The sequence below is a fragment of the Pseudarthrobacter sp. NPDC092424 genome (assembly GCF_044754925.1).
Lineage (GTDB): Bacteria > Actinomycetota > Actinomycetes > Actinomycetales > Micrococcaceae > Arthrobacter.
In genome coordinates, this window is sequence record NZ_JBIVQC010000003.1 from 183,339 (window position 1) to 209,728 (window position 26,390).

At 63.0% G+C, this 26,390-nt stretch carries 25 protein-coding genes and 2 tRNA genes; 15 read left to right on the forward strand and 12 right to left on the reverse strand.

Annotation, left to right across the window (positions count from 1 at the left end):
• Positions 1 to 1,080 precede the first annotated feature (1,080 nt).
• From ACIQCN_RS06565 to rpmH, 8 genes are all read right to left on the reverse strand, one after another.
• Positions 1,081 to 2,376, reverse strand: coding sequence for a ParB/RepB/Spo0J family partition protein (locus tag ACIQCN_RS06565; protein WP_400610033.1), 1,296 nt, complete (start codon positions 2,374 to 2,376; stop codon positions 1,081 to 1,083).
• A gap of 65 nt (positions 2,377 to 2,441) precedes the next feature.
• The gene (locus ACIQCN_RS06570) at positions 2,442 to 3,509 is read right to left on the reverse strand and encodes a ParA family protein (RefSeq protein ID WP_400610035.1); all 1,068 of its coding nucleotides are present in this window, start codon (positions 3,507 to 3,509) and stop codon (positions 2,442 to 2,444) included.
• Positions 3,510 to 3,597: 88 nt separating this feature from the next.
• Positions 3,598 to 4,248, reverse strand: coding sequence for a 16S rRNA (guanine(527)-N(7))-methyltransferase RsmG (rsmG, locus tag ACIQCN_RS06575; protein ID WP_400610037.1), 651 nt, complete (start codon positions 4,246 to 4,248; stop codon positions 3,598 to 3,600).
• A 21-nt stretch (positions 4,249 to 4,269) separates the two neighbouring features.
• Positions 4,270 to 4,821, reverse strand: coding sequence for a protein jag (locus ACIQCN_RS06580; RefSeq protein WP_400607082.1), 552 nt, complete (start codon positions 4,819 to 4,821; stop codon positions 4,270 to 4,272).
• A complete protein-coding gene (yidC, locus tag ACIQCN_RS06585; RefSeq protein ID WP_400607080.1) occupies positions 4,821 to 5,792 on the reverse strand; it encodes a membrane protein insertase YidC in 972 nt (323 codons plus the stop codon). The genes ACIQCN_RS06580 and yidC overlap by 1 nt, the downstream gene beginning before the upstream one ends.
• 15 nt (positions 5,793 to 5,807) lie before the next feature.
• Complete coding sequence (gene yidD / locus ACIQCN_RS06590; protein WP_400607077.1) at positions 5,808 to 6,203, reverse strand: membrane protein insertion efficiency factor YidD; 396 nt, start codon at positions 6,201 to 6,203, stop codon at positions 5,808 to 5,810.
• Positions 6,196 to 6,603 carry a ribonuclease P protein component gene (gene rnpA / locus ACIQCN_RS06595; RefSeq protein WP_400610039.1) on the reverse strand — a complete coding sequence of 136 codons (408 nt, stop codon included), beginning with the start codon at positions 6,601 to 6,603 and terminating at the stop codon, positions 6,196 to 6,198. The genes yidD and rnpA overlap by 8 nt, the downstream gene beginning before the upstream one ends.
• A gap of 40 nt (positions 6,604 to 6,643) precedes the next feature.
• Entirely contained in the window at positions 6,644 to 6,781 is a 138-nt protein-coding gene (rpmH, locus tag ACIQCN_RS06600) for a 50S ribosomal protein L34 (protein WP_003800212.1), read from the reverse strand.
• A gap of 469 nt (positions 6,782 to 7,250) precedes the next feature.
• Here rpmH and dnaA point away from each other — a divergent pair, with 469 nt between their 5' ends.
• The 12 genes from dnaA to ACIQCN_RS06660 all read left to right on the forward strand — a co-directional run bounded on the left by dnaA (position 7,251) and on the right by ACIQCN_RS06660 (position 20,588).
• Positions 7,251 to 8,672 (forward strand): chromosomal replication initiator protein DnaA, encoded by a 1,422-nt coding sequence (gene dnaA, locus ACIQCN_RS06605; protein WP_400610041.1) that lies wholly within the window; start codon positions 7,251 to 7,253, stop codon positions 8,670 to 8,672.
• Between the two features lie 530 nt (positions 8,673 to 9,202).
• Positions 9,203 to 10,327 (forward strand): DNA polymerase III subunit beta, encoded by a 1,125-nt coding sequence (gene dnaN / locus ACIQCN_RS06610; protein ID WP_400607070.1) that lies wholly within the window; start codon positions 9,203 to 9,205, stop codon positions 10,325 to 10,327.
• 179 nt (positions 10,328 to 10,506) lie between these two features.
• Complete coding sequence (gene gnd / locus ACIQCN_RS06615; protein ID WP_400607068.1) at positions 10,507 to 11,391, forward strand: phosphogluconate dehydrogenase (NAD(+)-dependent, decarboxylating); 885 nt, start codon at positions 10,507 to 10,509, stop codon at positions 11,389 to 11,391.
• A 45-nt stretch (positions 11,392 to 11,436) separates the two neighbouring features.
• On the forward strand, positions 11,437 to 12,645 hold the full coding sequence (recF, locus tag ACIQCN_RS06620; protein ID WP_400610043.1) for a DNA replication/repair protein RecF: 1,209 nt from the start codon (positions 11,437 to 11,439) through the stop codon (positions 12,643 to 12,645).
• The gene (locus tag ACIQCN_RS06625) at positions 12,629 to 13,189 is read left to right on the forward strand and encodes a DUF721 domain-containing protein (protein WP_400610045.1); all 561 of its coding nucleotides are present in this window, start codon (positions 12,629 to 12,631) and stop codon (positions 13,187 to 13,189) included. The genes recF and ACIQCN_RS06625 overlap by 17 nt, the downstream gene beginning before the upstream one ends.
• A 393-nt stretch (positions 13,190 to 13,582) precedes the next feature.
• Positions 13,583 to 15,667, forward strand: coding sequence for a DNA topoisomerase (ATP-hydrolyzing) subunit B (gene gyrB, locus ACIQCN_RS06630; RefSeq protein ID WP_400607062.1), 2,085 nt, complete (start codon positions 13,583 to 13,585; stop codon positions 15,665 to 15,667).
• 54 nt (positions 15,668 to 15,721) lie between these two features.
• Positions 15,722 to 18,400, forward strand: coding sequence for a DNA gyrase subunit A (gene gyrA / locus ACIQCN_RS06635; RefSeq protein WP_400607060.1), 2,679 nt, complete (start codon positions 15,722 to 15,724; stop codon positions 18,398 to 18,400).
• The gene (locus tag ACIQCN_RS06640) at positions 18,393 to 19,001 is read left to right on the forward strand and encodes a DUF3566 domain-containing protein (RefSeq protein WP_400607058.1); all 609 of its coding nucleotides are present in this window, start codon (positions 18,393 to 18,395) and stop codon (positions 18,999 to 19,001) included. The genes gyrA and ACIQCN_RS06640 overlap by 8 nt, the downstream gene beginning before the upstream one ends.
• 98 nt (positions 19,002 to 19,099) lie before the next feature.
• A tRNA-Ile gene (locus tag ACIQCN_RS06645) sits at positions 19,100 to 19,173 on the forward strand.
• Positions 19,174 to 19,242: 69 nt separating this feature from the next.
• Positions 19,243 to 19,359 carry a DLW-39 family protein gene (locus ACIQCN_RS06650; RefSeq protein ID WP_400607056.1) on the forward strand — a complete coding sequence of 39 codons (117 nt, stop codon included), beginning with the start codon at positions 19,243 to 19,245 and terminating at the stop codon, positions 19,357 to 19,359.
• Between the two features lie 70 nt (positions 19,360 to 19,429).
• Positions 19,430 to 19,505 (forward strand) — tRNA-Ala (locus ACIQCN_RS06655).
• A gap of 81 nt (positions 19,506 to 19,586) precedes the next feature.
• Positions 19,587 to 20,588 (forward strand): DMT family transporter, encoded by a 1,002-nt coding sequence (locus tag ACIQCN_RS06660; RefSeq protein WP_400610047.1) that lies wholly within the window; start codon positions 19,587 to 19,589, stop codon positions 20,586 to 20,588.
• Here ACIQCN_RS06660 and ACIQCN_RS06665 read toward each other — a convergent pair.
• Positions 20,481 to 21,356, reverse strand: a complete 876-nt coding sequence (locus tag ACIQCN_RS06665; RefSeq protein WP_400607052.1) for a glycosyltransferase — start codon at positions 21,354 to 21,356, stop codon at positions 20,481 to 20,483. The genes ACIQCN_RS06660 and ACIQCN_RS06665 overlap by 108 nt on opposite strands.
• Before the next feature lie 137 nt (positions 21,357 to 21,493).
• Positions 21,494 to 22,492 carry a hypothetical protein gene (locus ACIQCN_RS06670; protein WP_400610049.1) on the reverse strand — a complete coding sequence of 333 codons (999 nt, stop codon included), beginning with the start codon at positions 22,490 to 22,492 and terminating at the stop codon, positions 21,494 to 21,496.
• 154 nt (positions 22,493 to 22,646) lie between these two features.
• Between ACIQCN_RS06670 and ACIQCN_RS06675 the strand changes: the two genes are divergently transcribed.
• The 3 genes from ACIQCN_RS06675 to ACIQCN_RS06685 all read left to right on the forward strand — a co-directional run bounded on the left by ACIQCN_RS06675 (position 22,647) and on the right by ACIQCN_RS06685 (position 25,106).
• Entirely contained in the window at positions 22,647 to 23,192 is a 546-nt protein-coding gene (locus ACIQCN_RS06675; protein ID WP_400607047.1) for a peptidylprolyl isomerase, read from the forward strand.
• A gap of 9 nt (positions 23,193 to 23,201) precedes the next feature.
• Positions 23,202 to 24,077 (forward strand): rhomboid family intramembrane serine protease, encoded by an 876-nt coding sequence (locus tag ACIQCN_RS06680; protein ID WP_400610051.1) that lies wholly within the window; start codon positions 23,202 to 23,204, stop codon positions 24,075 to 24,077.
• Positions 24,078 to 24,638: 561 nt separating this feature from the next.
• Complete coding sequence (locus tag ACIQCN_RS06685) at positions 24,639 to 25,106, forward strand: carboxymuconolactone decarboxylase family protein (protein ID WP_400607043.1); 468 nt, start codon at positions 24,639 to 24,641, stop codon at positions 25,104 to 25,106.
• 264 nt (positions 25,107 to 25,370) lie between these two features.
• On the opposite strand, the gene ACIQCN_RS06690 is transcribed toward ACIQCN_RS06685, so the two are convergent.
• Together ACIQCN_RS06690 and ACIQCN_RS06695 are read right to left on the reverse strand one after the other, a co-directional pair.
• Positions 25,371 to 26,000: a DNA-3-methyladenine glycosylase I gene (locus ACIQCN_RS06690; protein ID WP_400610053.1), complete on the reverse strand. Its 630-nt coding sequence runs from the start codon at positions 25,998 to 26,000 to the stop codon at positions 25,371 to 25,373.
• 25 nt (positions 26,001 to 26,025) lie between these two features.
• The gene (locus tag ACIQCN_RS06695) at positions 26,026 to 26,277 is read right to left on the reverse strand and encodes a cell division protein CrgA (protein ID WP_400610055.1); all 252 of its coding nucleotides are present in this window, start codon (positions 26,275 to 26,277) and stop codon (positions 26,026 to 26,028) included.
• Between the last annotated feature and the right edge of the window lie 113 nt (positions 26,278 to 26,390).

Here is a 26,390-nt window from a genome sequence, read left to right on the forward strand (position 1 = left end):
CACCGGCTCCATACGACCGGTGAGGCAGGGAGCGTCCTCCCAAGCCCTCAGAGTACAGCGCATTCGCCCATACCCACGAGGCGCGTTGGCTTTCCTTGCGTATCAGAACTAGCCGCTGATCTATCCATGGCCCTGGGCGTGGAATTACGTCGCCGGTATGGTCGCCCCAGACCAGCCTTATAGAAAAGCCTGCATTGCATGCCGGGGCGTCTATCTCTGCGAAGCCGTCCGTCCTAGGCCCAGTGCCAGGAATACTTCGGTGTTTCACGTGAAACACCCAAGTCTGGTGCCCATTCGCGGGCCGCTAGCAGGCGGCGGAGGAGCCCCGCCACTTGATTCAGCCTTTCACCCTGGTTGATTCTTGTTCGGCCCGCACGTGAACGGACTTCGCCATGCGGTTGCCTATCTCCAGCCTGCACTATCACTGCTCCCTAATGGGGCTTAGCCGGCCCGATCCTGCAGCATTCCCCAAAGTGAGGGACAGAGAAGACAACGGCAACGTTTCGGACGCCGTACGTCGGAACGGCAGGTAAGGGAAAATTGTGCTTGCGGGCTTCGATTCATCGCCTAGTGACACCGCAGAGCCTGACTCCAAAAGGCTCGGTGCGAAGCAAACGCTGGCTCCTCAAATGTGGCGCGGCAGTATCCGGATCTCTTGGAAGGCTGCCTGGCCGACAGGGCCCGGGGAAGGATGTCGCCTGCCCGGCAACGTTTCACGTGAAACACACCGGTAGCATTTCAGCGGATGGTTACGGTCGCTGTGACTACCGGCCTAACGGGACCTTTCCCGGTCCCATTTTGAGTCCAACGTGAGCCCGATGTTGCCTTTGCACACCTCAGTGTGGCACGTTTCAGCGCTTCGTGCGTTTCACGTGAAACCTAAGACATCGAAGTCCGCTGCGCGCGAAGTAATCAATACTGCACGAACGCTGGGTGCTTTCGCCGGGAAGCATCCGCTTTTACAACGTGCGGTGAGTAGCGCTGCCATTGTCTGGAGATTTGCAATTGGAGAATGAAAAAGGCCCGACCTCCAGGGGGTCGGGCCCTTTTCGGGCGCGCAAACACAGTGGTTTCGGATAGCTAGTTGCTGGATCCCGGTGCGAGGACATCCATAATGCGATTGAGGTCCTCAACGCTGGCAAACTCGATGCTCACCTTGCCCTTACGGACGCCCAGGGAAATCTTGACGTTGGTATCGAGTCGGTCCGACAGCGAGGATGCCAGGTAGTCCAGCCGCTCATGACGGGCTCCGGGCCTGGGTATATTGTTCTTGCTCGGCTTGGCAGGGTCCTGATGCAACGTCACCGCCTCTTCAGTAGCGCGCACTGACATACCCTCTGCGACGATCTTTTGGGCCAGCTTCTCCATGGCTGCCGCGTCGGGCAGGGAGAGCAGCGCCCGTGCGTGGCCGGCAGACAGCACACCAGCAGCCACACGCCGCTGAACCAGGGGAGGCAGCTTCAGCAGGCGCAGGGTGTTGGAGACCTGCGGACGCGATCGGCCAATCCTGTCGGCCAACTGCTCATGGGTAGTGCCAAAGTCTTCCAGCAGCTGCTGGTACGCCGCAGCCTCTTCCAGCGGGTTGAGCTGGCTGCGGTGGAGGTTCTCCAGCAGGGCATCCCGCAGGAGGTCATCATCGGTGGTTTCACGGACGATGGCGGGGATCGTGTCAAGACCCGCAGCCTGCACGGCACGCCAACGGCGCTCACCCATGACCAGCTCGAACGGTTCTCCACCGTTCTCAGTTGACTTTCGCACCACGATTGGCTGAAGGACGCCGATTTCACGGACCGAGTGCACCAGCTCGGCCATGTCGTCTTCATCGAATACCGACCGCGGCTGCTTTCGGTTCGGGTGGATGTCAGTTACCGGAATCTCAGCAAAGTGCACGCCGGGAACTTCTACGAGCTCGACGCCAGTTTCCGCACCGCTAAGTTCGTCCCTGTCCTTCGCCTTCAGACCCTTCCCATGGGACGCCGGGACGTCAGGCCCTACAGCAGCCGCGGAAGCCTCAGCCGCAGGTGTGGCGTCCGCTTCCGGTCGATCGGCGCCCCGCGTGAACCGGTTCTGCGAATCCGCATTCTTCGAATCGCCAGTGGCTGCAGGTTTCGCCTTTGCAGCAGTCTTCGGTTTAGCGACGGCAGCAGCAGGCTTGGCAGTGCCCTGCGATGAAGAATTCACGGTATCGGATGCCTTCGGCCCCGGACCCGGTTGGGTCTCCCCGGACATCGCCGGTTCAGACTTCTTCCGGCCTTCAGGAAAGAAGAGATCCACTGGGCGCGATGCAGTGACAGGAGCCGCAGCACCATTGCCGGCTGCGGAACTTGGAATCAGCGCGCCAAGACCGCGGCCCAGGCCCCGTCGCTTCTCACTCATGCAGTAATCCCCTTAGTGATAGAGCAAGGACATGCCAAGCTCCGGTCGTTGCAGTTTCCAAGATTCTAGCGTTCAGCTATTTCGGCGGCGGCTTCCAGATAAGACAGCGCGCCGCTGGAAGAAGGGTCGTAGGTCATGACGGTCTGCTGGTAGCTGGGCGCCTCGGAAATACGCACTGAACGCGGCACCACTGCGGAAAGGACCTTTTCCGGGAAGTGCTGGCGCACCTCGGCAGCAACCTGCGCCGCCAGATTGGTGCGGCCATCGTACATCGTCAGCAGGATGGTGGAGACTTCCAGTTCGGCATTGAGGTGCTTCTGGATCATCTCGATATTCTTCAGGAGCTGGCTTAGGCCTTCCAGGGCGTAGTACTCGCACTGGATGGGGATAAGTACCTCACCCGCGGCGCAGAAGGCGTTGACCGTGAGAAGGCCAAGGCTCGGCGGGCAGTCGATGAAGATATAGTCCAGTCGCTCCTCGCCGTTCTTCTCCCGCTCTTTGGCGTAGACGTCAATGGCACGGCGGAGGCGCTGTTCCCGGGCGACCAGAGACACAAGTTCGATTTCCGCGCCGGCCAGGTGGATCGTGGCTGGCGCGCACACCAGGTTTGCAATGTCCGGGCACTGGGCCACAACATCCGCCAAGGGAACGTCATTGATCAGCACATCATAGATGCTGTCCACGTCAGCGTGGTGCTCAATGCCCAATGCAGTCGAGGCGTTTCCCTGAGGATCGATGTCAATGACAAGGACATTCAGCCCGGCCGCCGCCAGTGCCGCCGCAATGTTGACGGTAGTGGTGGTCTTGCCTACACCGCCCTTTTGGTTGGAGACAGTGAAAATACGGGTCTTCTCCGGGCGCGGGAGGCGGCGGCCCATCAGGCGTTCCCGGCGGCGTGTTTCGTGGGCGAGGTCGCGTGCAATGGGGCTTGAGTCATCCATGGAATCCATAACGTTGGCGCGACCGGATGCGGTTGTTTCACGTGAAACCGGAACAGCAGGCGCGGCATCTTCAACCGGATTTGGGTGAATACCCGCGCGAATGGACATGCCAAAAGGACCAGCGGCGGAACGTGCAGACCCCAAAGACACGAACGGGGGTATCCGTTGTGCGGAGGCTTCGCTACTGGTCACTGGGCACACTCACTCTCGTTCGGCCAATTATGCTGCCGTTCTCTAGCCTAACGGGTTGCCCGGTAGGCACTGGCCAACCGGGCCCTGCCTAGGCCTTCTTTTGGGACTTGTTTACAACGATGCGAACCACCGTGGTGGGCTCCTCAAGGAGTTCCGCACCAACCGTGACCACGGAGGTTTCAACGCCACCCAATTTTCGAATGACCTTGGCCGCCTTCTCGATTTCCTCAGCGGCGCTGCGGCCCTTGATCGCAACTACCTCGCCATGCCCGCCAAGCAACGGAATGGTCAGTCCGGCCAGGTTGCTCAAGGCGGACACCGCCCGGGCCGTCACGACATCCGCATCTACATGCCCCACTGCCAGTTCAGCCCGGGTGCGCATCACCGTCACATTGTCGAGCCCCAGATCATCAACCACTTCCTGCAGCCAGATCACCCTGCGTTCCAGCGGTTCGATCAGGGTCAACTCCAGGTCCGGACGGGCAATCGCCAAGCACAGGCCGGGCAGGCCTGCGCCGCTTCCGACGTCCGCCACGTGGCTGCCCTGGGCGATCTCGCTTTCGATCACCGCGCAATTCAGTACGTGCCGGCTCCAGAGGCGGGGAATTTCGCGCGGGCCGATAAGCCCGCGCTCCGTGCCGGACGTTGCCAGGTGCCCGACATAGCGCTTGGCGAGGTCCAACCGGTCCCCAAAAATCTTTTCAGCGGCCAGCAGCTCAGCGGGCGTGATGTCAACCATGATTAGCGGATCCACAATTCCCTAGTCTGCGGATACAACGATGTGGCGTCCAGCGCCCTCGCCCTCGGACTCACTGACCAGGCCAAGGTCCGCAACGGCGTCGTGCACGATCTTCCGTTCGTAAGCGCTCATGGGCTCCAAGGCTACGGTTCCACCGGTCTTCTTCACGGTTTCAACCGCTTCTTCGGCAATCTTCTGGAGATGGCCGGTACGCTCCTGGCGGTAGCCGTTGATGTCCAGGACCAGGCGCGAACGGTTATCCGTTGCTGAGAGCACGGCAAGGCGCGTCAGCTCCTGCAAGGCCTCCAGCACTTCGCCGTCCTCGCCAACGAGGCCGTCCAATGCCGCGGATTCTTCCTCCGCCACAATCGAGATGTAGGTGCGTCCGCTGCGGACCTCGATGTCAATATCACCATCGATGTCAGCGATATCCAGGAGTTCTTCCAGATAGTCGGCCGCGACATCGCCTTCTTCTTCGAGACGGCTTGCCGCGGATCCCTTGGCGCCTTCGTTCGCTGCAGCGTCCTCGAGGGTCTCTTCGGGAAGTGCCTGTTCGGTGCTCTCGGCTGACATTACTTCTTCTTCCTGTTCTTGCGCTGGGGCTGGACACGCTGGACCTTGGGTTCAACGGGGGCTGCCGCGGCATCCGCCGCGTCGTCCTTCCTGCCGGTCAGGACAGCGAGGGGCGGAAGCCCCTTGGCGGCCCGGCGCTCGGCGAGGGCCTTCGCGGCAGGGGATCCCGGCGTCGGCATGCGGCGGATGACGAAGAACTGCTGTCCCATGGTCCAAAGGTTGGTAGTGGTCCAGTAAATCAGGACACCGATGGGGAAGTTGATGCCGCCGACACCGAAAACGATCGGCAGGATGTACAGCATCATCTTCTGCTGGCGCATGAACGGGCTGGCCATGGCCTCTTCGGACATGTTCTTGGCCATGATCTGCTTCTGGGTGATGAACTGCGATGCAGTCATCGCCAGGATCATGATGATCGAGAGGACCCACACGGCCACGACGTTGCCCCCGGGAGGGGTGCCGTGAAGCAGGGTTGCGGAGAGAGGCGCGCCAAAAATCGTGGATTCATCGAACTGCTCCACCTGCTGGTGGCTGAGTGCGCCAATGCCCTCGCCCTTGTCGCGGGCGGTGGAGATGCCGGACAGCACTGTGAACAGCGCGAAGAAGAACGGCATCTGGATCAGCATGGGCAGGCAGGCAGAGAACGGGTTGGTACCGTGCTTCTTGTACATGGCCATCTGCTCTTGCGCCATGGCCTGGCGGGACAGCTGGTCGGTCTTGCCCTTGTACTTGTCCTGGAGCTTCTTCAGGTCGGGCTGCAGCAGCTGCATCCCGCGCTGAGCCTTGATCTGCTTGACGAATACGGGAATCAGCGCAGCACGGATCACCAGCACCAGGCCGATGATGGACAGTGTCCACGTCCAGCCCGACGCTTCCGGCAGCCCAATGGCGGTCAGGCCCTCGTGGAAGCCCACCATGATGATGGACACAAGCCACTTGAACGGAAACATGATTGTTTCAAAGAAGTCCATACTTATCCCTATTCGTCAGGCCGCACTGCGGCCTTCTTTATCAGTCCGAGCAGCCAGGTACTTGTCCGGGTTGTTCAGCACAACAATTATGGGGGTGCGGCCAGCGGGCCATTCCCGCGATCCGGCGGGGACGTGGTCCACACCGCCGGCGTTCCATGGGTGGCAGCGGCCAAGGCGCCGCGCAGCAAGCCAGCTGCCCTTTACGGCACCGTGCACAGTGACAGCTTCGAGGGCGTAGGCCGAGCAGGAGGGAAAGAAACGGCAAACCTGGCCGTACAGAGGCGACACGGCTTTGCGGTACGCCTTCAGGAAAAGAATGATGATGTTCCGGGGCAGGTTCCAGAGGAAACGCCCCACCGCCGTAACGGCAGTACGGAGGGACCGGACGACGGCGGCGCTTGCGTCAGGCACGCGGTGTCCCTTCCTGTGTAGTCCCGGCCGGCCCCGGGGCGGCTGCCCGGGTTTGGGCGGCCAGCCGGGCTACGGTCAAATCCAATGCGGCGTTGTAGTCCGACGACAACTGGGCCCAGCTGGCGGAGGCGGACGCAGGAAGCGCCCGGACAACAATGGCAAGGCCCGTGCCGTGCTCGCGCAGCGAGGCGGCACCGGCTTCCCTCAGTCTCCGCTTAACGAGGTTTCTGACTACAGCGTTCCCGACACTCTTGGAAACGATGAACCCGATCCGGCTGGGCTCGTCGGCAGCGATGGCTGCCGCATATAACACTACGTTCCGGCGTCCATTGCGGACACCGGAACGTACAGTTGTTGAAAAATCGGCGGCAGTCCTCAATCGGTTACGGGTGGCCAGCACCTTAAACTCGCAAAGAAATGTCTGCCGACAAGTCAGTTATTTACGCCGACAGCTCGGTACGGCCCTTGCCACGGCGGGCTGCCAGGATGGCGCGGCCGGCACGGGTACGCATACGAAGGCGGAAGCCGTGCTTCTTGGCTCGACGGCGGTTATTCGGCTGAAAAGTCCGCTTGCTCACGTTAGTTACTCCAGTGGATCAAAGGTGCGTCCACCCGATCAGAATGGGGAAGAACTGGCCGACGCTAAGTTTTGTATATGCACGCTTCCCCCGGCTGCCCAGACGCTGTGCGGCTGGGAGAATCAGATGGGGCCAAAAAGCGGACACAAAGGACTTCACAACGTTAGGGCAAATCAGGCGCCGCAGTCAAACCGGACGGGCGCCGCAGCCGTGTCCACACCTGTGCTTAACCTGCCCTTCCGGCCTGTGGATGAAGTGGCTCACAGGGCCGATTTCAGAACCACAACGGTGTAATTATCCACAACCAACTTCCCAGCTATCTTCTGGGCATTTCATCCCCTAGAGTGGCTCAGTAGCCGATTATCCACGGGCTGTGCATAACCTGTGGATTACCGGGGGGCCGGCAACACGGTTCCTGCCATGGGGCTGCAGGCAATGCAGGCATAAGCAAGTTTGAGGGAACCCGTTGATGACAGTAGATGAAGCCAACCACGCCAATACTGTCGGCAGTTCCTGGCGGCGGGTCATCAGCCTGCTGGAAGAGGACCACCGGGTCACCCCGCGGCAGCGTGGATTCGTCATCCTGGCCCAGGCCCAAGGCCTGATCGGGTCCACACTCCTGGTGGCGGTCCCCAACGAGCTGACCCGTGAGGTACTCCAGACGCAGGTCAAGGAGGCACTGGACGACGCGCTCCACAGCGTATTTTCCGAGGACATCCGCTGCGCCATTGACGTAGACACTGATTTGGTGCCGGTTCACGCCGAGCCGGAACCCGTCGCCGAGCCTTCCTTCCCGGGTGACCAGCCGATCGAGCAGAAGCCGCAGCCCATGCTGCCCAGCACCTCCCATGAGTTCGGCCGACTGAACCCCAAGTACGTCTTCGACACCTTCGTTATTGGTTCATCCAACCGCTTCGCGCACGCAGCTGCCGTCGCCGTCGCCGAAGCGCCGGCGAAGGCCTACAACCCGCTTTTCATCTACGGTGATTCCGGCCTGGGCAAGACGCACCTCCTGCACGCCATTGGCCACTATGCCCGCCGGCTCTACAGCGGCATCCGCGTCCGCTACGTCAACTCGGAAGAGTTCACCAACGACTTCATCAACTCCATCCGCGACGATGAAGGCGCCAGCTTCAAGACCACGTACCGCAATGTGGACGTCCTGCTCATCGATGACATCCAGTTCCTGGCCGGCAAGGACCGGACGCTGGAGGAGTTCTTCCACACGTTCAACTCCCTGCACAACAACAATAAGCAAGTGGTCATCACCTCGGACCAGCCCCCCAAGCTGCTGGCCGGTTTCGAGGACCGGATGAAGTCGCGGTTCGAGTGGGGCCTCCTCACCGATATCCAGCCGCCGGAACTCGAAACCCGCATCGCCATCCTCCGCAAGAAGGCCCTGAGCGAAGGACTGTCTGCTCCCGATGATGCGCTGGAGTACATCGCGTCCAAGATCTCCAGCAACATCCGCGAGCTTGAAGGCGCCCTGATCCGCGTGACGGCCTTTGCCAGCCTGAACCGCCAACCGGTGGATGTTGCCCTGGCCGAGATGGTGCTGAAGGACCTCATCACGGACGACGGCGCGCAGGAAATCACGTCGGCGCAGATCCTGCAGCAGACGGCCGAGTACTTCAAGCTCAGCATGGACGAGCTCTGCAGCAAGTCCCGTACGCGCACGCTGGTGACCGCGCGGCAGATCGCCATGTACCTCTGCCGCGAGCTGACGGACATGTCCCTGCCCAAGATTGGTCAGGAACTCGGCGGCCGCGATCACACCACGGTCATCCATGCCGACCGGAAGATCCGCGAACTAATGGCCGAGCGCCGTGTGATCTACAACCAGGTCACCGAGCTGACCAACCGCATCAAGCAGCAGCAGCGCGACTCCTGATTCGCCGCCCCGTACCTTATTAACAGGTGCATGTGGATAAGCCTGTGGATACTTAAGGGGACAACCGCGGTTAATGGGCTTAAAACCCTTAAGGCGTCTGTGGATCAGCAAAATCGCGAAAAATCTTGTCCCCATCCACACCCTGTTTAAAACGTGGACTGCCCACAGTCCATGAACAGGGCTTAACCGCCGGATCCCGGGCTGTAACAGGGTTATCCACAGTTTCCACAGCAGTTATTAACACTACTAATCCCAAAAAATTGAAATCCCTCAAACAACAAGATCGATCCGCACCATGCTCCACACGGACCGGGCGGCCCAAAGGCCGCCTTGGAGCAGCCCCGGGGGATGGGTTAATCGCAGATCTTCCGGCTAAGCTGTCAGCAGCGCTCCCATCCCTGGGTCCCAGCACGGTTCCGTACAGCAAGGACCATGCACCTCCGGGGCGGGTGCCACACCCCCCTTGGCAGGGGCTTCCTTCCGGAGGCTCCCGGCAATCAGATGGCAGCAATGAAAGGCGGCACCCTTCCGTGAAGTTCAGAGTCGATCGGGACGTCCTGGCAGAAGCCGTTACCTGGACAGCCCGGTCCTTGTCTCCGCGGCCGCCGGTACCAGTCCTGTCAGGCCTCCTCCTCAAAGCCGAAGCCGGCACGGTCAGCCTCTCAAGCTTTGACTACGAAACCTCCGCGCGCCTTGAGATCGCGGCTGACATCCGGGACGAAGGAACCATCCTGGTCTCCGGCCGCCTGCTGGCAGACATCTGCCGCAGCCTGCCTTCTGCCCCCGTCGACGTGGAAACCGATGGCAACAAAGTCACCCTGACGTGCCGCCGAAGCAGCTTCCACCTGGCCACCATGCCCGAAGCTGAGTACCCGCCGCTTCCTGCCCTGCCGGCCATCAGCGGCACGGTCCCCGGAGATGCGTTCGCCCAGGCGGTTTCCCAGGTGATCATTGCTGCAAGCAAGGACGACACCCTCCCCATCCTCACCGGGGTGCGGATGGAGATCGAAGACGACCTCATCACCCTCCTCGCAACAGACCGATACCGGCTGGCCATGCGTGAAGTACCGTGGAAACCCGCAACTCCGGGCATCTCCACGAGCGCCCTGGTCAAAGCGAAAACGCTCAACGAAGTAGCGAAGACCCTCGGTAACAGCGGCGACATCAACCTGGCGCTTTCGGACGATGACAGCAGGCTCATCGGTTTTGAAAGCGGCGGCCGCACCACCACATCTCTGCTGGTGGACGGCGACTACCCTAAAATCCGCTCGCTGTTCCCCGACAGCACACCTATCCACGCGACGGTACAGACCCAGGAACTCGTCGAGGCAGTGCGCCGCGTTTCGCTTGTCGCCGAGCGCAACACCCCGGTCCGCCTGGCCTTTACCGAAGGACAGCTGAACCTGGACGCCGGAACCGGAGAGGATGCCCAGGCCTCCGAAGAACTCGAAGCGCAGCTTTCCGGTGAGGACATCACGGTCGCGTTCAACCCGCACTATCTGGTGGAAGGCCTGAGCGTCATCGAAACGAAATACGTGCGGTTCTCGTTCACCACCGCGCCCAAGCCCGCCATGATCACGGCACAGGCAGAGGCGGACGGCGAGGACCAGGACGACTACCGGTATCTCGTTATGCCGGTCCGCCTGCCGAACTAGTCCCCACCGCCGCCCTCGCCCCGCAAGTCCCCATTGGCTCCCACCCTTCGCAAGCTCAGGCAGGGCCCCTCGCCGATGGGGCTTAACGGCCAGGGAACCCTGGCGGCGTGGGCCCGGACGGTAGTTGTTGTTCTTGGACCCAAACTGACACCCATTCACCGCGCAGAAAAGAGTTCCTGATGCACATTGGACTGATTGGCCTTGGCAAAATGGGATTCAACATGCGCGAGCGGCTCCGCAAAGGCGGGATCGACGTCACGGGCTACGACCGCAACCCGGACGTCACCGATGTTGCCTCCATGGACGAGCTGCTCGCCGCAGTCCCCGTCCCCAGGCTGATCTGGGTGATGGTGCCCGCAGGTGCCATCACGGATGCGGTCATCACGGAACTTGGCGACAAGCTCGCCGAAGGTGACCTGGTGATCGACGGCGGGAACTCACGTTTCACTGAGGACCAGAAGCACGGCGAAGCCTTGGCCGCCAAGGGCATCCGCTTTGTGGACTGCGGTGTGTCCGGAGGTGTGTGGGGCCTGCAGAACGGTTACGGCCTCATGGCCGGCGGCGATGCCGCGGACATCGAATACGCGCTTCCGGTCTTCGATGCGCTGCGTCCGGAAGGTGAACGGGCGGACAGCTTCGTCCATGTGGGCGGCGTCGGTGCCGGGCACTACGCCAAGATGGTGCATAACGGCATCGAATACGGCCTGATGCAGGCCTATGCCGAGGGCTACCAGTTGCTGGCCTCGAAGGACATCATCAATGACCTCCCGGGGACCTTCCGCGCCTGGCAAAAAGGCACGGTGGTCCGGTCCTGGCTGCTGGACCTCGCGGTCAAGGCTCTTGATGAGGATCCGGGTCTGCAAAACATCGACGACTACGTGGAGGACTCCGGCGAGGGACGGTGGACTGTTGAAGAAGCCATCGCCAACGCCATTCCGGCTCCAGCTATCACGGCCGCGCTGTTCGCACGTTTCGAGTCCCGCGAGGACAGCTCCCCGGCCATGAAGATGGTTTCCGCCCTCCGCCACCAGTTCGGCGGACATGCCACCCGCCCTGCCAAGTAAAATCCACCGGGAACCCTTCCGGGTCCCAGAATTGCCGATTCCCGCGTGTACCTGGAACACCTTTCCCTGACCGATTTCCGAAGCTACGCCCAGGTTGACCTTGCCCTGGGACCAGGCGTTACGGTCCTGGTGGGTTCCAACGGGATCGGCAAGACCAACCTGATGGAGGCCATCGGTTACCTGGCCACTATGGGTTCCCACCGCGTCAGCTCGGACGCTCCACTCTTGCGGTTCGGAACAGAACGCGCCCTGGTCCGTGCGCGCCTGGTCCGCGGCGGCCAGGTCACCGTACTGGAGCTGGAAATCAATGCCGGCCGTGCCAACCGCGGCCGGATTAACCGCAGCAGTCCCGTGCGGGCCCGCGATCTGCTGGGAATCTGCCAGACCGTCCTCTTCGCACCGGAGGACCTTGCCCTGGTTAAGGGAGATCCCTCCCACCGCCGGCGGTTCCTCGACGAGCTCCTGGCCAGCCTGGTCCCGCACCACGCCGCCACCCGCAGCGACTACGACCGCGTCCTCAAGCAGCGCAACGCCCTCCTGAAGTCCGCCCGCGCCGGAAAGTTCACCGCCGGGCACGAGGCAACGCTGGATGTCTGGGACCAGCACATGGCCAGGGCCGGCGCCGAACTTCTACATGCCAGGCTGGCGTTGGTGGAACTGCTGCGCCCCCACCTTGCCAGCGCTTATGCGGGGCTTACGGATGGGTCCAAGCCTGCCGACGCTACCTACCGCTCCACGCTTCAGGACCAGATGGACGACGACGGTTCCCCCCTCCCGCGGCAGGGCGGCGCCGGAGTACCGGGGTCGGGAGTAAGGGAGGACCTGCGCTGGCTCTCCGTCGAGGAGCTCACCGAACGGTACGTGCGGGCTTTCACTGAGTCGCGCAAAAAGGAACTCGAACGCGGTATTTCGCTGGTGGGTCCGCACCGTGACGAGCTGGAACTGACGCTGGGCCAGGCGCCGGCCAAGGGCTATGCCTCGCACGGAGAAACCTGGTCCATGTGCCTTTCGCTGCGCCTTGCGTCCTACTACGTGATGCTGGACGATGCCCGGACCGGCGGTTCCGCTCCGATCCTGATCCTGGATGATGTGTTCGCCGAGCTGGACGTACAGCGCAGGCGTAAACTTGCGGCCATAGTCGCAGGTGCGGAGCAGGTCCTGGTGACCGCCGCCGTCGATGCCGATATTCCGGAAGAACTTGCCGGGCGGCGGGTGAATGTCATCCCGGGAGGAATAGATGAGCAGGGACAATGAGGGTACGGGCGGGCTGCAGCCCGGCCGGGACCCCGATGCAATCGATGCTGCCCAGGCTGCTCTGAACCGGATGCGGGAGGCAGCCGCGGCCAGGGGAGAGGTACGAAGGAAAGCGGTCCGTCCCGGCTCCGCCAAGGCCAAAAAGGGGATCCGGGACACCCGGGGTTTCGGCCAGTTCCACGCAACCGGCAGGGATCCGCTTGGTCTGGGGAAGGTGGTGGGCCGTCTCGTGGCGGAACGCGGCTGGACCTCCCCGGTCGCCGTGGGTTCCGTGATGGCCGAATGGCCCGCCCTCGTAGGACCGGAAATTTCTGCACACTGCACCCCGGAGAGTTTCACGGACACCACGCTTCATGTCCGCTGCGATTCCACGGCATGGGCCACTCAGCTGAGGTTGCTCAGCGCCAGCCTGCTGGAAAAGTTCCGGACCGAACTGGGTGACGGCGTGGTGACCAGCATTCACGTCCTTGGGCCCGCAGCGCCGAGCTGGCGCAAGGGCGGCCGGACCGTAAATGGCCGCGGTCCGCGCGACACATACGGGTAGTTCCGCCGGAAGCGCGTGCCGCGGCTCTTGAAAATCCACATAATGCCGTGTAGAGCCCGGTGGGGGCCCATGGGCGTATAGGCACCCGGGGACCATACTGTTCGAGCGCCCTGGATACGGTCTATGGCCAGCCACGGCCATATCGGACGCCGTCCGCACCTCTGGAATGCGGGAAAATAGGGCGTGTCGCGGTAGAATCAACGGAGATAACTGGGCGCGGGTGACACATTGACCGGGTCTATTCTCTGTGGCGTTCCTGGACGCGGAGCATGGATCCCCACCGTCAGTACCTCACCGGCGCCATAAGTTTGTGCCTGTTGGCGGGTGCTTCCCTGGTGTAACCCAGGGGGAATCAGCCGGCCATCATCGAGAACAGAGGAGTCGACAGCGCCTGTGGCTAACGACAATACAGACATTCCGGCCGCCCAGTCCGCAGCCGGGGATGGCCGCACCCCTGATACCCCGAACGCTACGACGCCACGGGAATACGGTGCCAGCGACATCACGGTCCTCGAAGGCCTTGAGGCTGTTCGGAAGCGGCCGGGCATGTACATCGGCTCCACCGGCCCGCGCGGCCTGCACCACCTGGTGTACGAAGTGGTGGACAACTCCGTGGATGAGGCCCTGGCCGGGTACTGCTCCCACATCGAGGTGGTGCTCCAGGCCGACGGCGGCGTGAAAGTTGTGGATGACGGCCGCGGTATCCCCGTGGACATGCACCCCACCGAACACAAGCCCACGGTGGAAGTGGTCATGACCATCCTGCACGCCGGCGGTAAGTTCGGCGGCGGCGGATATGCCGTGTCCGGCGGGTTGCACGGTGTCGGCATCTCGGTGGTCAACGCCCTTTCCAGCAGGGTGGATACCGAAGTGCGCCGCCAGGGACACGTATGGCGGATGTCCTTTGCTGACGGCGGCAAGCCGCAGGGCAGCCTGGTCAAGGGTGAAGAGACAGACCGCACCGGAACCACCCAGACGTTCTATCCTGATCCCGCCATCTTTGAGACGACGGAGTTCGATTTCGAGACGCTCCGGGCGCGCTTCCAGCAGATGGCCTTCCTGAACAAGGGTTTGCGGATCACGCTCACGGACGAACGCGAGACCGAGGCAACTGAAGCCGACGCGGACCTGGACCTGGACGGCGTTGCCACCGAAGGCGAAGTGACCGCCGAGCACCGCACCGTGGTGTACCAGTACGACGAAGGCCTGCTGGACTACGTCAAGCACCTGAATTCCGGCAAGAAGGTGGATGTTGTCCATGAGGACGTCATCGCTTTCGAAACCGAGGACACGGAGCGCCGGATTGCGCTGGAAATGGCCATGCAGTGGACCAACGCGTACTCCGAGAGCGTCCACACCTACGCCAACACGATCAACACCCATGAAGGCGGTACCCACGAAGAGGGTTTCCGCGCGGCGATGACCTCATTGATCAACCGGTATGCCCGCGAAAAGGGCATCATCAAGGAAAAAGACGACAACCTCACGGGTGATGACATCCGCGAAGGCCTCACGGCCGTCATCTCGGTCAAACTCGCCGAGCCCCAGTTCGAGGGCCAGACCAAGACGAAGCTGGGCAACTCCGAGGTCAAGGGCTTCGTGCAGAGGGTGGTTACCGACGGCCTCGGCGACTGGCTGGAACGCAACCCCGGCCCGGCCCGCGACGTGATCCGCAAGGCCATCTCCGCGGCGCAGGCCCGCATGGCCGCCCGCAAGGCGCGCGACAACGCCCGCCGCAAAAGTCCGCTGGAATCCTTTGGAATGCCAGGGAAACTCTCCGATTGCTCCTCCAAGAACCCGGAGAAGTGCGAGGTCTACATCGTGGAGGGTGACTCTGCGGGCGGTTCGGCCAAGCGCGGCCGAAACCCGGAAACCCAGGCAATCCTGCCGCTGCGCGGCAAGATCCTGAACGTGGAGCGCGCCCGCCTGGACAAGGCACTCGGCAATGCCGAGGTCCAGTCGATGATCACCGCCTTTGGCACGGGCATCGGTGAAGATTTCGACCTTTCGAAGCTTCGCTACCACAAGATCGTCCTCATGGCCGATGCCGACGTGGACGGCCAGCACATCACCACCTTGCTGATGACGCTGCTGTTCCGCTACATGCGCCCCCTGATTGAGCACGGTTACGTCTACCTGGCGCAGCCTCCGCTGTATCGCATCAAGTGGTCCAACGCAGCGCACGATTACGTCTACAGCGACCGGGAGCGCGATGCCAAGCTCGTGGCCGGGCAAGCGGCCGGGCGCCGCATCCCCAAGGAGAACGGAATCCAGCGGTACAAGGGCCTCGGCGAGATGGACTACACGGAACTGTGGGACACCACCATGGATCCGGACAACCGCACGCTGCTGCAGGTCACCATGGACGATGCCCTGGCCGCAGACCAGATCTTCTCCGTGCTGATGGGCGAGGACGTGGAATCCCGCCGTAACTTCATCCAGCAGAACGCCAAGGACGTCAGGTTCCTGGATATCTGAGGCACCCGCCGAAAATTCCCGGACTGACATATACCTGAAACGGAAAATATATACATGAGCGACGAAACTCCCGAGACTCCGGTCCCCGAAGCCGGGAATCCGGACACCGTTCTTGAAGGCGATGTGCTGATCGACCGCGTCGAACAGGTGGACCTGCAGACGGAAATGCAGCGCTCCTACCTGGACTACGCGATGGCCGTGATCGTTGGCCGGGCCCTTCCCGATGTGCGGGACGGGCTCAAGCCCGTGCACCGCCGCGTGCTGTACGCGATGTTTGACGGCGGCTACCGCCCTGAGCGTTCCTTCAACAAGTGCGCCCGTGTTGTCGGCGAGGTCATGGGCCAGTACCACCCCCATGGTGACACGGCCATCTACGACGCCCTGGTGCGCCTGATCCAGGACTGGACCATGCGCTACCCGCTGGCCCTCGGCCAAGGCAACTTCGGTTCTCCGGGTAACGACGGCGCCGCCGCACCGCGTTACACCGAGACCAAAATGGCGCCACTGGCCATGGAAATGGTCCGGGACATCGACGAGGAAACCGTCGATTTCCAGGACAACTACGACGGCAAGAACCAGGAACCCACCATCCTGCCGGCCCGGTTCCCCAACCTGCTGGTCAACGGCTCCTCGGGCATCGCGGTGGGTATGGCCACCAATATTCCGCCCCACAACCTGCGCGAAGTGGCGGACGGCGTCCAGTGGTACCTTGCCAACCCGGGTGCCAGCCGCGAGGAACTGCTGGAAGAGCTCCTGCTGCGGATCAAGGGACCGGATTTCCCTACCGGTGCCACGATCCTGGGCCACAAGGGCATCGAGGACGCGTACCGTACAGGCCGCGGATCCGTGACCATGCGTGCCGTGGTCAACGTAGAGGAACTCCAGGGCCGCACCTGCCTGGTGGTCACGGAACTGCCGTACCAGGCGAATCCGGACAACCTGGCCATCAAGATCGCCGAACTGGTCAAGGACGGCAAGATCCAGGGCATCGCGGACCTTCGGGACGAAACGTCCGGCCGCACCGGCCAGCGCCTGGTCATCGTCCTCAAGCGGGACGCAGTGGCCAAGGTGGTGCTCAACAACCTCTACAAGCACACCGAACTGCAAAGCAACTTCTCCGCCAACATGCTGGCCATCGTGGACGGCGTACCCCGGACATTGAGCCTGGATGCCTTCATCAGGCACTGGGTGACACACCAGATGGACGTCATCGCACGCCGGACGCGGTACCGCCTGCGCAAGGCCGAGGAGGAAGCCCACATCCTCCGTGCGCTGCTGAAGGCCCTGGACATGCTGGACGAGGTCATCGCCCTGATCCGCGCCTCCCGCACCACCGAGGCTGCACGCGACGGGCTGATGGAATTGCTGGATATCGATGAGCTGCAGGCCCGTGCCATCCTCGACATGCAGCTTCGCCGCCTGGCCGCCCTGGAGCGCCAGAAAATCCAGGACCGCCACGCAGAGCTTGAGGCGCTGATCGCCGAATACAATGCGATCCTCGGTTCCGAACAGCGCCAGCGCGAGATCATCAGCACCGAACTCGGTGAAATCGTGGATAAGCACGGGGACGACCGCCGGACCAAGATCCTCATGGGCTTCGACGGTGACATGTCGATGGAAGATCTCATCCCGGAGGAAGAGATGGTGGTCACCATCACCCGTGGCGGCTACGTCAAGCGGACCCGCAGCGACAACTACCGCTCGCAGCAGCGTGGCGGCAAGGGGATCAAGGGCGCCCAGCTGCGCGGGGACGACGTCGTGGAGCACTTCTTCGTGACCACCACGCACCACTGGCTGCTGTTCTTCACCAACCTTGGCCGCGTTTACCGGGCGAAGGCCTATGAGCTGATGGAAGCCGGCCGTGACGCCAAGGGCCAGCACGTGGCCAACCTGATGGCCTTCCAGCCGGATGAGCACATCGCCCAGGTGCTTGACCTCCGGGACTACCAGCAGTCTCCATACCTCGTCCTGGCCACCAAGCGCGGCCTGGTGAAGAAGACCAGGCTGGAAGACTACGACACCAACCGGTCGGCCGGCGTGATTGCGATCAACCTGCGCGATGGCGACGAGCTGGTATCCGCGCAGCTGGTATCCGAAACGGACGACCTCCTGCTGGTGTCCCGCAAGGGCCAGTCCATCCGCTTTACTGCCTCCGAGGAAGCCCTTCGTCCCATGGGCCGGGCCACGTCCGGCGTGACCGGGATGAAGTTCCGGGAGGAAGACGAACTCCTGGCAGCCAACGTGGTCACTGACGGTTCATACGTGTTCGTAGTTACTGAAGGCGGTTACGCCAAACGCACCGCCGTTGAGGAATACCGGCTTCAGGGCCGCGGCGGCCTTGGCATTAAAGTGGCCAAGCTTGCCGAGGAACGCGGTGACCTGGTCGGTGCCCTCATCGTCCAGGAAGAAGACGAGGTGCTGGTGGTCATGGAAGGCGGCAAGGTGGTCCGTTCATCGGTGGCCGGGGTGCCCGCCAAGGGCCGTGACACCATGGGCGTCATCTTCGCGAAGCCGGACAAGAACGACCGCATCATCGAGGTGGCCCGCAACAGTGAACGCGGCCTCGAGGGCGAGGAATCCGCAGAGGATGACGTAACGTTGGCTGAAGACGGCGGAGCCCCTGTGGACTCCACCGGGCCAGCAGTGGCAGAAGAATCACCGGCCGTTGAGTCAGAGGACGCCTCGGGCGACGTTGAGCCGAACGAAGACAACACGGAGGTAACGAGTGAGTAATTCCGACTCATTTCCCAAGCCGAACAGCGCTGCAGCCGGCCCTGGCCGGCCCTCTGCGGCGCCGCGGGTAAACGCTCCCGTCCGCCCGCAGCAGCGTCCCGCCGGCGCAAGTGCCCCGGTCCAGCGGCCTGCAGTTCCCGGGCAGCGGCCGGCCTCCGGACCCCGTCCCGCAGCGCCCGGCCAGCGCCCTGCTCCGCAGGGTACTCCCGGGCTGGTAAAGCCTGCCCCCAAGGCAAAGGTGCGGCGCGCCAGGCTTCTGGTCAGCAAGGTGGATCCCTGGTCAGTGTTGAAGATGGCCTTCCTGCTGTCCGTCGCACTGGGCATCGTGACGGTGGTGGCTGCCATCGTGCTCTGGACGGTCCTGGACCTCACCGGCATCTTCGACCAGGTGGACAGCCTGCTGGGCACCCTGGCCGGCTCCGAAAGCGGCGGTTTCGAGCTCAAGAAGGTGGCTTCGCTGGGACAGGTGGCCTCCTTCGCCACCATCATCGCCGTAGTGAACGTGGTCCTGCTGACGGCCCTTTCCATGCTTTCGGCCGTTCTCTATAACATCTCTGCCACCCTGGTGGGCGGCATCGGCGTGACCCTCACCGACGATTAGGAACCCCCCTCCCGCCGCGTAAAACCGGGCGGGAGGGCCCGATTTGAGATCGGGCCGGGATGTGCTGTAAAGTCATGTCTCGGCCCGATGAGGCATCGGGGCGTATAGCTCAGGCGGTTAGAGCGCTTCGCTGATAACGAAGAGGTCCCAGGTTCAAGTCCTGGTACGCCCACGGAACCTGTGCAGGTTCAAGTTGAAGGTCGGTTCGCAACTGCTGCGGACAGGCCGGAACGGGGAGCATGTGAAGAAGTTGCTTGTACTGGCAGCGGCAATCGCAGGCCTCCTGGTCTACAAGAAAGCACAGGAATCCGAAGCCCGGAAAGAACTCTGGAGCAAGTCGACCGACGAGGTGGACTAGCCCGGAACCCGGACCGGGGCCGGTCAAAGGCTCCCAGGTTCTAGGGTATGATGGATGGGTTGCTTCTTATGGGGGCATGGCGCAATTGGTAGCGCACCTGCTTTGCAAGCAGGGGGTTCGGGGTTCGAGTCCCCGTGCCTCCACCATAAAAAGTCCCGGTCAGCGGAAACGCTGACCGGGACTTTTGCATTGCCCTGAAGAGCCATATCGCGCATTAGTGTTATGCAGTGAACTTCTTTCTCGCTGCCGTGGGCGTACTGGGCGTGGCCTCCTCCGGCCCCCTGATCGCCGCCACCCTTGGGGCGACCTCCGTCAGCGCCCTGGCCATTGCGTTCTGGCGCAATGCCATTGGCGCCGCGGTGATGGCCGGCCCCACCCTGGTCCGGGACCCTGCCCAGTTCGGGAGGGTCACCAAACGCGAGTTCCGCTGGTCGCTGATCGCCGCCGTCGCGCTTGCCCTGCACTTCGCCTGCTTCATCACCTCACTGCAGCTGACGTCCGTTGCCGCAGCCACGGCGCTTGTCTGCCTGCAGTCGGCGTGGATCGCGGTGTTCCAGCTTCTGCGCGGCGCACGCCACGGGTGGCGCGTTTTGGCCGGGCTTGGGATCGCCTTCGGCGGAGTGGTGGCCATTACGGGCTTCGATATGGGTACGTCGCCTCAGGCCCTCATCGGGGACCTGCTGGCCGTGGCCGGCGGCGCCCTGGCAGGCCTGTACACGCTGGCCGGCGGCAAGGCCCGGCAGACCATGACCACCGGAACGTACACGACGCTGTGCTACGGCATGTGCGCCGCAGGCGTGGCTGTCCTGGCATTCGTCGCGGGGCAGCCGCTGGTGGGCTTTGAAGCCGCCGGCTGGCTGGGCATCCTGGCCATCACGGTCTGCGCCCAACTGGTGGGCCACACGGCCTTCAACCATCTTCTGGCCACCATGAGTCCCCTGCTGGTGTCCATGGTCATCCTGCTCGAAATTCCTGGCGCCGCGTTTTTGGCAGCGGTGTTCCTGGGTGAGACCCTGCCTGCCGGGACATACGCCGGCCTGGGCATGATCCTGTTGGGGCTGGTGGTGGTCGTCCTGGGACAGGGTTCGGGATGGCGGCTGATCCGCGGGCGGCAGGCCCGCCTACTGGCCCCCGCGCCGGACGGGCTGGGAGGTGTTGACGGTGTGGATGGCCCGGAGGATCTTCGCCGGGAAATAGACGGAGAAGAACACCACCATGGGCGCCTTTAGGGCCATCTTCTTCACGTTGTGGGCCTTGTATGTCCGGTCGAAGCGGGTGACATAGTACCTGTAGTCCCGGGGCGAGTCCTCAAGCCGGCGGGCGGACATTCCGGAAACCATCTGGGGGCAGTACTGGATCTTCAGGCCGTGGTCAGCCAAATGGAGGGACAGGTCGATGTCCTCGTGCATCTGGTCCTTCTCGTCCCGGCAGGTCTCGGCACGGATGGTGTCCCAGGCGGAAGCCCGCAGCGCCATGTTGGAACCGAAAAGGAAATGGTACTGGTGCTTGGCCAGCTTGAGCATGAGCTGGCGCATCTTGTCGTCCGCCTTGAGGCCGAAGCGGCGCATGGGCATGTCGTAGTACACCACCGGTCCGGTGGCCGCCTGCACCGTGGGGTCCAGGAACGCCTTCTGGACCTGCTCCACCCAGTCCGGCTCCACCACGGAATCGGCGTCGATCCTGCCCAGGACATCTCCCGTGGCATGGTCCAGGCCGAAGTTGCGGGTGGGGATGAGGCCCTGTTCCTGATCCTGGCTGAGCAGGAGCAGCGGCGTTTCAGGGTACTCCCGCTGCATCTGGCGCACGATGGCCGCGGTACGGTCCTTCGACAGGTTGTCCACCACGATGATCTCGTGGGCCGGCACCGACTGATAGATGGCGGCTATGAGGCACTGCCGGATCACGCTTTCCTCGTTGTAGGCCGGAATGACGATGGACACGCGGGGCAGCACGGCTGCGTCGTTCAAGGCATCCCCAGAGGATTGATCGGCTGACATCACTTTAAATCTAGCACCCATGGCGCTTCCGGCTCCGGTGCCGGCGTCCCGGCCTGAAGCCGGGCGAGGCATGCAAAAGGGCCCCGTCCACGAATGGACGGAGCCCCACTGCGGGCAATGCTGGGGTGGCCGGGCCGTCAGGCCTGGGTGCTGCTCTTGTTGCCCTTATCCCCGATGTTCGCTGCGATGTTCTTCGTGGCGGTCTTGGCGTCGGTAGCTGCGGTGGGCGCGCCGGCAGCATCTTCGGCAACGTGCTTGGCTTTTTCGCCAGCTTCCTTGTCGGTATCTTCCTTCCGAGTGCCTTCCTTGTCCCCGGCGGCCGCGGTTCCCGTGGCCGCTGCAGAAGGAGCGGCAGCTGCGGTGCCGGCGGTGTTGACGGCGGCGGCCGGGGTGTTGTCCTTGACCTCGCTGACGGTGGTGGCAGGAACCGGCGCGGGGGTGGGTTTTACGGGAGACGGCGTCTTCCACGGATCTTCAACAGGCTTCGAAGCTTTCCAGGCTGCAACGCCGGCGGCTACCGCCGCGGCGATGACCCCGAATACCAACCAGCCGCGCTTTTTGGGCTTCGCCGGTTCGGCCAGCTGCAGGTTTGCGGCACGGCCCGCCTCCGCGGCGGCAGCCTTGATCTGGGTGCCGGCCGCCTGGGCCTGTTCCTGGAGGGCGTGGATGAGTCCCACATCGCCCAACTTCTGCGCCACGGCGTCCACGTGGCCGGGCGTATTTTCAAGCGTGCGGTGGACAACCGTGGAGGCCTGGCCGATCTGGTCCGAAAGCCGAGGCAGGTATTCGACAACAACCCGGTCCCGGGCGTTCAGGATGACCGGGGTGGCCTTGTCCAACGCCTCGTGGAGGCGGGGCGAAGCACCCTCAACGGCGTCGTTGATCTTGGGGGCGAGGTGTGCCAGCCCATCCTGGATCCGCGGAGTAACAGTGGCCACGCCGTCGGCGAGGTTGTGCGCCGCCGTCTTCAGGCCTTCCTGGATCTTGGGGGATGCAGTATCGATGCCCTGCTGAAGGCGTGGGACCGCCCAGTCAACAGCCGCTTCCACGCGCGGCGTCGCCCACTCGCGCGCGTTTTCCACAGCGTGGGTGACCGACAGCTCAAGGTCACGGGCAATACGGTCTGATTTCTTCACAACTACCTCCCGATTAAAGTGACGGTTCTGTGGTTAGCCTACGTGTGTTGCCTTCCACCGGCTATTCCCAGCCCGGATTTCCGGCATATTTCACCGAGCGCGGAACTGCCTGCCCGGCCGCCTGCCTCTGCGGGCGGCGTGGAAGAATAAGCCTATGACTGCCATCGCAACCGCAAAAGCAACCATCCACACGAGCCTCGGCGACATCGTCGTCAACCTCTTCGGCAACCACGCCCCCAAGACGGTCAAGAACTTCATTGGCCTGGCCACGGGCGAGCAGGCATGGACCCACCCGGAAACGGGCGAGGACAAGACCGGCACGCCCCTGTACAACGGCACCATCTTCCACCGGATCATCAAGGACTTCATGATCCAGGCCGGCGATCCCCTGGGCCGCGGCACCGGTGGCCCAGGCTACCGTTTCGACGACGAAATCCACCCGGAACTGAGCTTCAACCAGCCCTACAAGCTGGCCATGGCCAACGCCGGAATCCAGATGGGCAAGGGCACCAACGGTTCGCAGTTCTTCATCACCACCATCCCCACCGACTGGCTGCAGGGCAAGCACAGCATCTTCGGTGAGGTGGCCGACGACGAATCGAAGAAGGTCGTCGACGCCATCGAGGGTGTCCGCACCGGCATGGGCGACCGCCCCGTCGAGGACGTCACCATCAACAGCATCGACATCGAGCAGCTGTAACAACGCACCATGAGCTACGGAATTCCGGCGGCTGAGCCGTCCGCGCAGGTTCCGGTCTGCCCCCGGCACCCGGACCGGCCATCCTATGTGCGCTGCCAGCGCTGCGGGCGGCCCGCCTGCCCGGACTGCCAGCGGGCGGCCGCCGTCGGATTCCAGTGCGTTGACTGCGTCAACGAAACAAAACGCACGACGCCGGAAGCACGCACCGTCTATGGCGGCGCCGTCGCGGACGGCACACCCAAGGTGACGTTCGGCATCATCGCGGCATGCGCGCTGGTCTACGTCCTCCAGTGGATCATCCCCGCAGACGCCGTATTCCGGAACTTCGCCTTCGCCTCCGTCTACGCAACCCCGGAATACGGTGCGTTTGAACCGTGGCGGATGCTTACCTCAGCCTTTCTGCACTCCCAGGGCTTCATCCTGCACGTGGTCCTGAACATGTACATGCTGTGGATCTTTGGCCAGGCCCTCGAACCGCTCCTGGGCCGCATCCGGTTCCTGGCCGTGTACCTGATCTCGGCCATCGGCGGCTCCGTTGGTTATCTCGCCTTAACGCCGATTCTTCCCCCGGGCGGGCCGGTTGGTGTGGTTGGGGCGTCCGGTGCCATCTTCGGCCTGTTCGGAGCCATGCTCCTGGTCCAGCGCCATCGCGGCGGCGATACCCGCCAGCTATGGATCCTGATCGCCATCAACGGCGTCATCGGCTTCATGATTCCCCAGATCGCCTGGCAGGCCCATCTGGGCGGATTGGTCACCGGTGCACTCTGCGCTGCCGTGTTGGCCTACGCACCCCGGGGCCCGCGCCAGCGGCTGCTCCAGATTGCAGGCCTCGCCGCCGTGGTGTTGCTGCTGGGAGCCGTCAGCTGGGCGCGCATCTCGCTCTAGCAGGACCTGCCGCAGGACCCCGTTCCAAGGAACCCATCGTTCACGCCTCTTCGCAGGCCGACGGTGGGATTTTCTTTATCACGGAGGTTTTCCACAGCACTTATCCACACTGTTGGTAACTTACACGTCTGTAGTTCGGGCCTTTTCATGTGGCTCTTTCCCGGTATTGCACACGTTGCCAAGGGAAACGCGGGAGGAAATCCACACATGTGGATAACTTTTGGGGATAGTCCTGTGTGTAAGTGGACAACTTCGCCCAATTCCTGTGCTGTGTGTATAGAGCAGGGTGATGAACCCGGTGCAGGCAGCGGCGGGCCTGGAAACCGGGTCCTATCAACAGGGTTTTGCACACTGTTAATAAGTCACAGTCCTGTAATTCAGGAGGCAGGTTTCCTTTACCTGCGCCCTCGTCAAGCCCCCTGCGGGCGGGTCAATGCACGGTCTTTCCACAGCTGTGGATAACTTGTGGGTATCGTGCTGTTGGTAAGTGCATAAGTGCCAGTGGATAAGCTTCGAGAAGCAGCTTGACCCACGCGAGGCCGCCGACGTCCGGGAGGACCCTTGACCACCAACACGAAGCACATCTTTCTCGACAAGGAGCACCCCGTCCTGTGGCGTGCCCTGAACGGCCTTGGTCTTAAGGTCCGCGAGGCTGCAGAGGAGGCGGGCCTGGACCAGCGCATGCTGGAGCTCCTGCACGTCCGGATCTCCCAGGTCAATGGCTGCGCCTTCTGCCTGGACCTCCATGTACGCGACGCGGTCAAGGCCGGGGAGACACCCCAGCGCCTGGCAGTGCTGCCGGCGTGGCGGGAAACGGCGCTGTTCACGGAGAAGGAGCGCGCCGCCCTCGCTTTGGCGGAGGCGCTGACGGAACTGCCGGATCATCTTTCAATGGAGCACGAAGAAGCGTACGCCCGGGAGCATCTCACCGTGGAGGAATACAGCGTGGTGAGCTGGCTGGCCATCACCATGAACGCCTTCAACCGGGTCTCCATCACCAGTCACCACCCTGTCCGCGCGGAGCGTTGAGCCGCCGCCCGCGCGGGCCCCGGGCCCGTCGAAAATGGTTCTGCGCGTCGAGAATGGAGGCGCAGGTGGGCTTGCGGGACTTGTCCACAGGACTGTCCACAGTGTTAATAACGGCATCCTGCGGGCAAGTTTGAACCCTGGCGCCAGTTGCAGGGTGCGGGACGTCTCCAAGGAAAGTTATCCCCATTGTGGATAACTTTCCCCACAGCTGGGGAAAACAGATGGCAGGACCAGCAGGGCCGGGATGTTGCCCGCGTCCGGAAATCAGTTCCCGGGCGTGGGAACCGCGCTGTGCGGCCAGAGTCCGGAAGATCCGCGGCGGTGGCTGTCCATGAGGTGGGTATCCACCATGCCTATGGCCTCCATCAACGCGAACATGGTGGTGGGACCTACGAAGGCGAAGCCCTTTTTTCGGAGGGCCTTGGACAGGGCCACCGACTCCTCAGACTGCGTGGGCACCTCTGCGAAGGTCGCGGGGCGGGGAGTGGCGGCCGGACGGAACTGCCAAACGAAGTCCACCAGGCCTCCCTCCGGCCGGAGAGCGAGGGTGGCCCTGGCGTTCGTGATGGCTGCACGGATCTTGAGCCGGTTGCGGACAATCCCGGCATCTGCAAGGAGGCGGGCCTCGTCAGCGTCGGTGAACCCGGCGACGGTGTCCGGACTGAAGTCCGCGAACGCGGCACGGAAGGCGGGGCGCTTCCGCAGGATGGTGGCCCACGAAAGCCCAGCCTGGAAGCCTTCCAGGCAAATGCGTTCGTAGAGGCCCTGTTCGTCGGTGACGGGCAGGCCCCACTCGGTGTCGTAGTACTCCCGCATGAGCGGGTCGGTTGCAGCCCAGGCGGGGCGGGCCAGACCGTCAGGGCCCACCACCACACCGGAGGCTGCTATTTCCATGGACTGGACTGTTCCGTCGGCTGGATCAGGAACGCCAGCGGGTGGTCATCAGGAAGCCGATGATGGCAATGCCGAAGCCGGCCACAATGTTCCACGAGCCCCACGCCTGGACCGGAAGCTGGCCTTCGCTGATGTAGAACGTGATGATCCAGAAGAGGCCGATAAGCATCAGACCGAACATGACGGGCTTGAACCACACCGGATTGGGCTTGTAGGCCTGGGCGGTAGCGGGGCGGGTGCTGCCGGTGCTCTTCTTGCGGGGCTTGGACTCGGGCACGGGGTCTCCTTGCGGGCGGCGGCAAGCTCGGCATGCCGGGCTTGATATCCTGCAGGGAGGAAATTGCCAGCGGTCTGCGCGATCTTGATGAAATCCTGTTGGTCACACTTGAT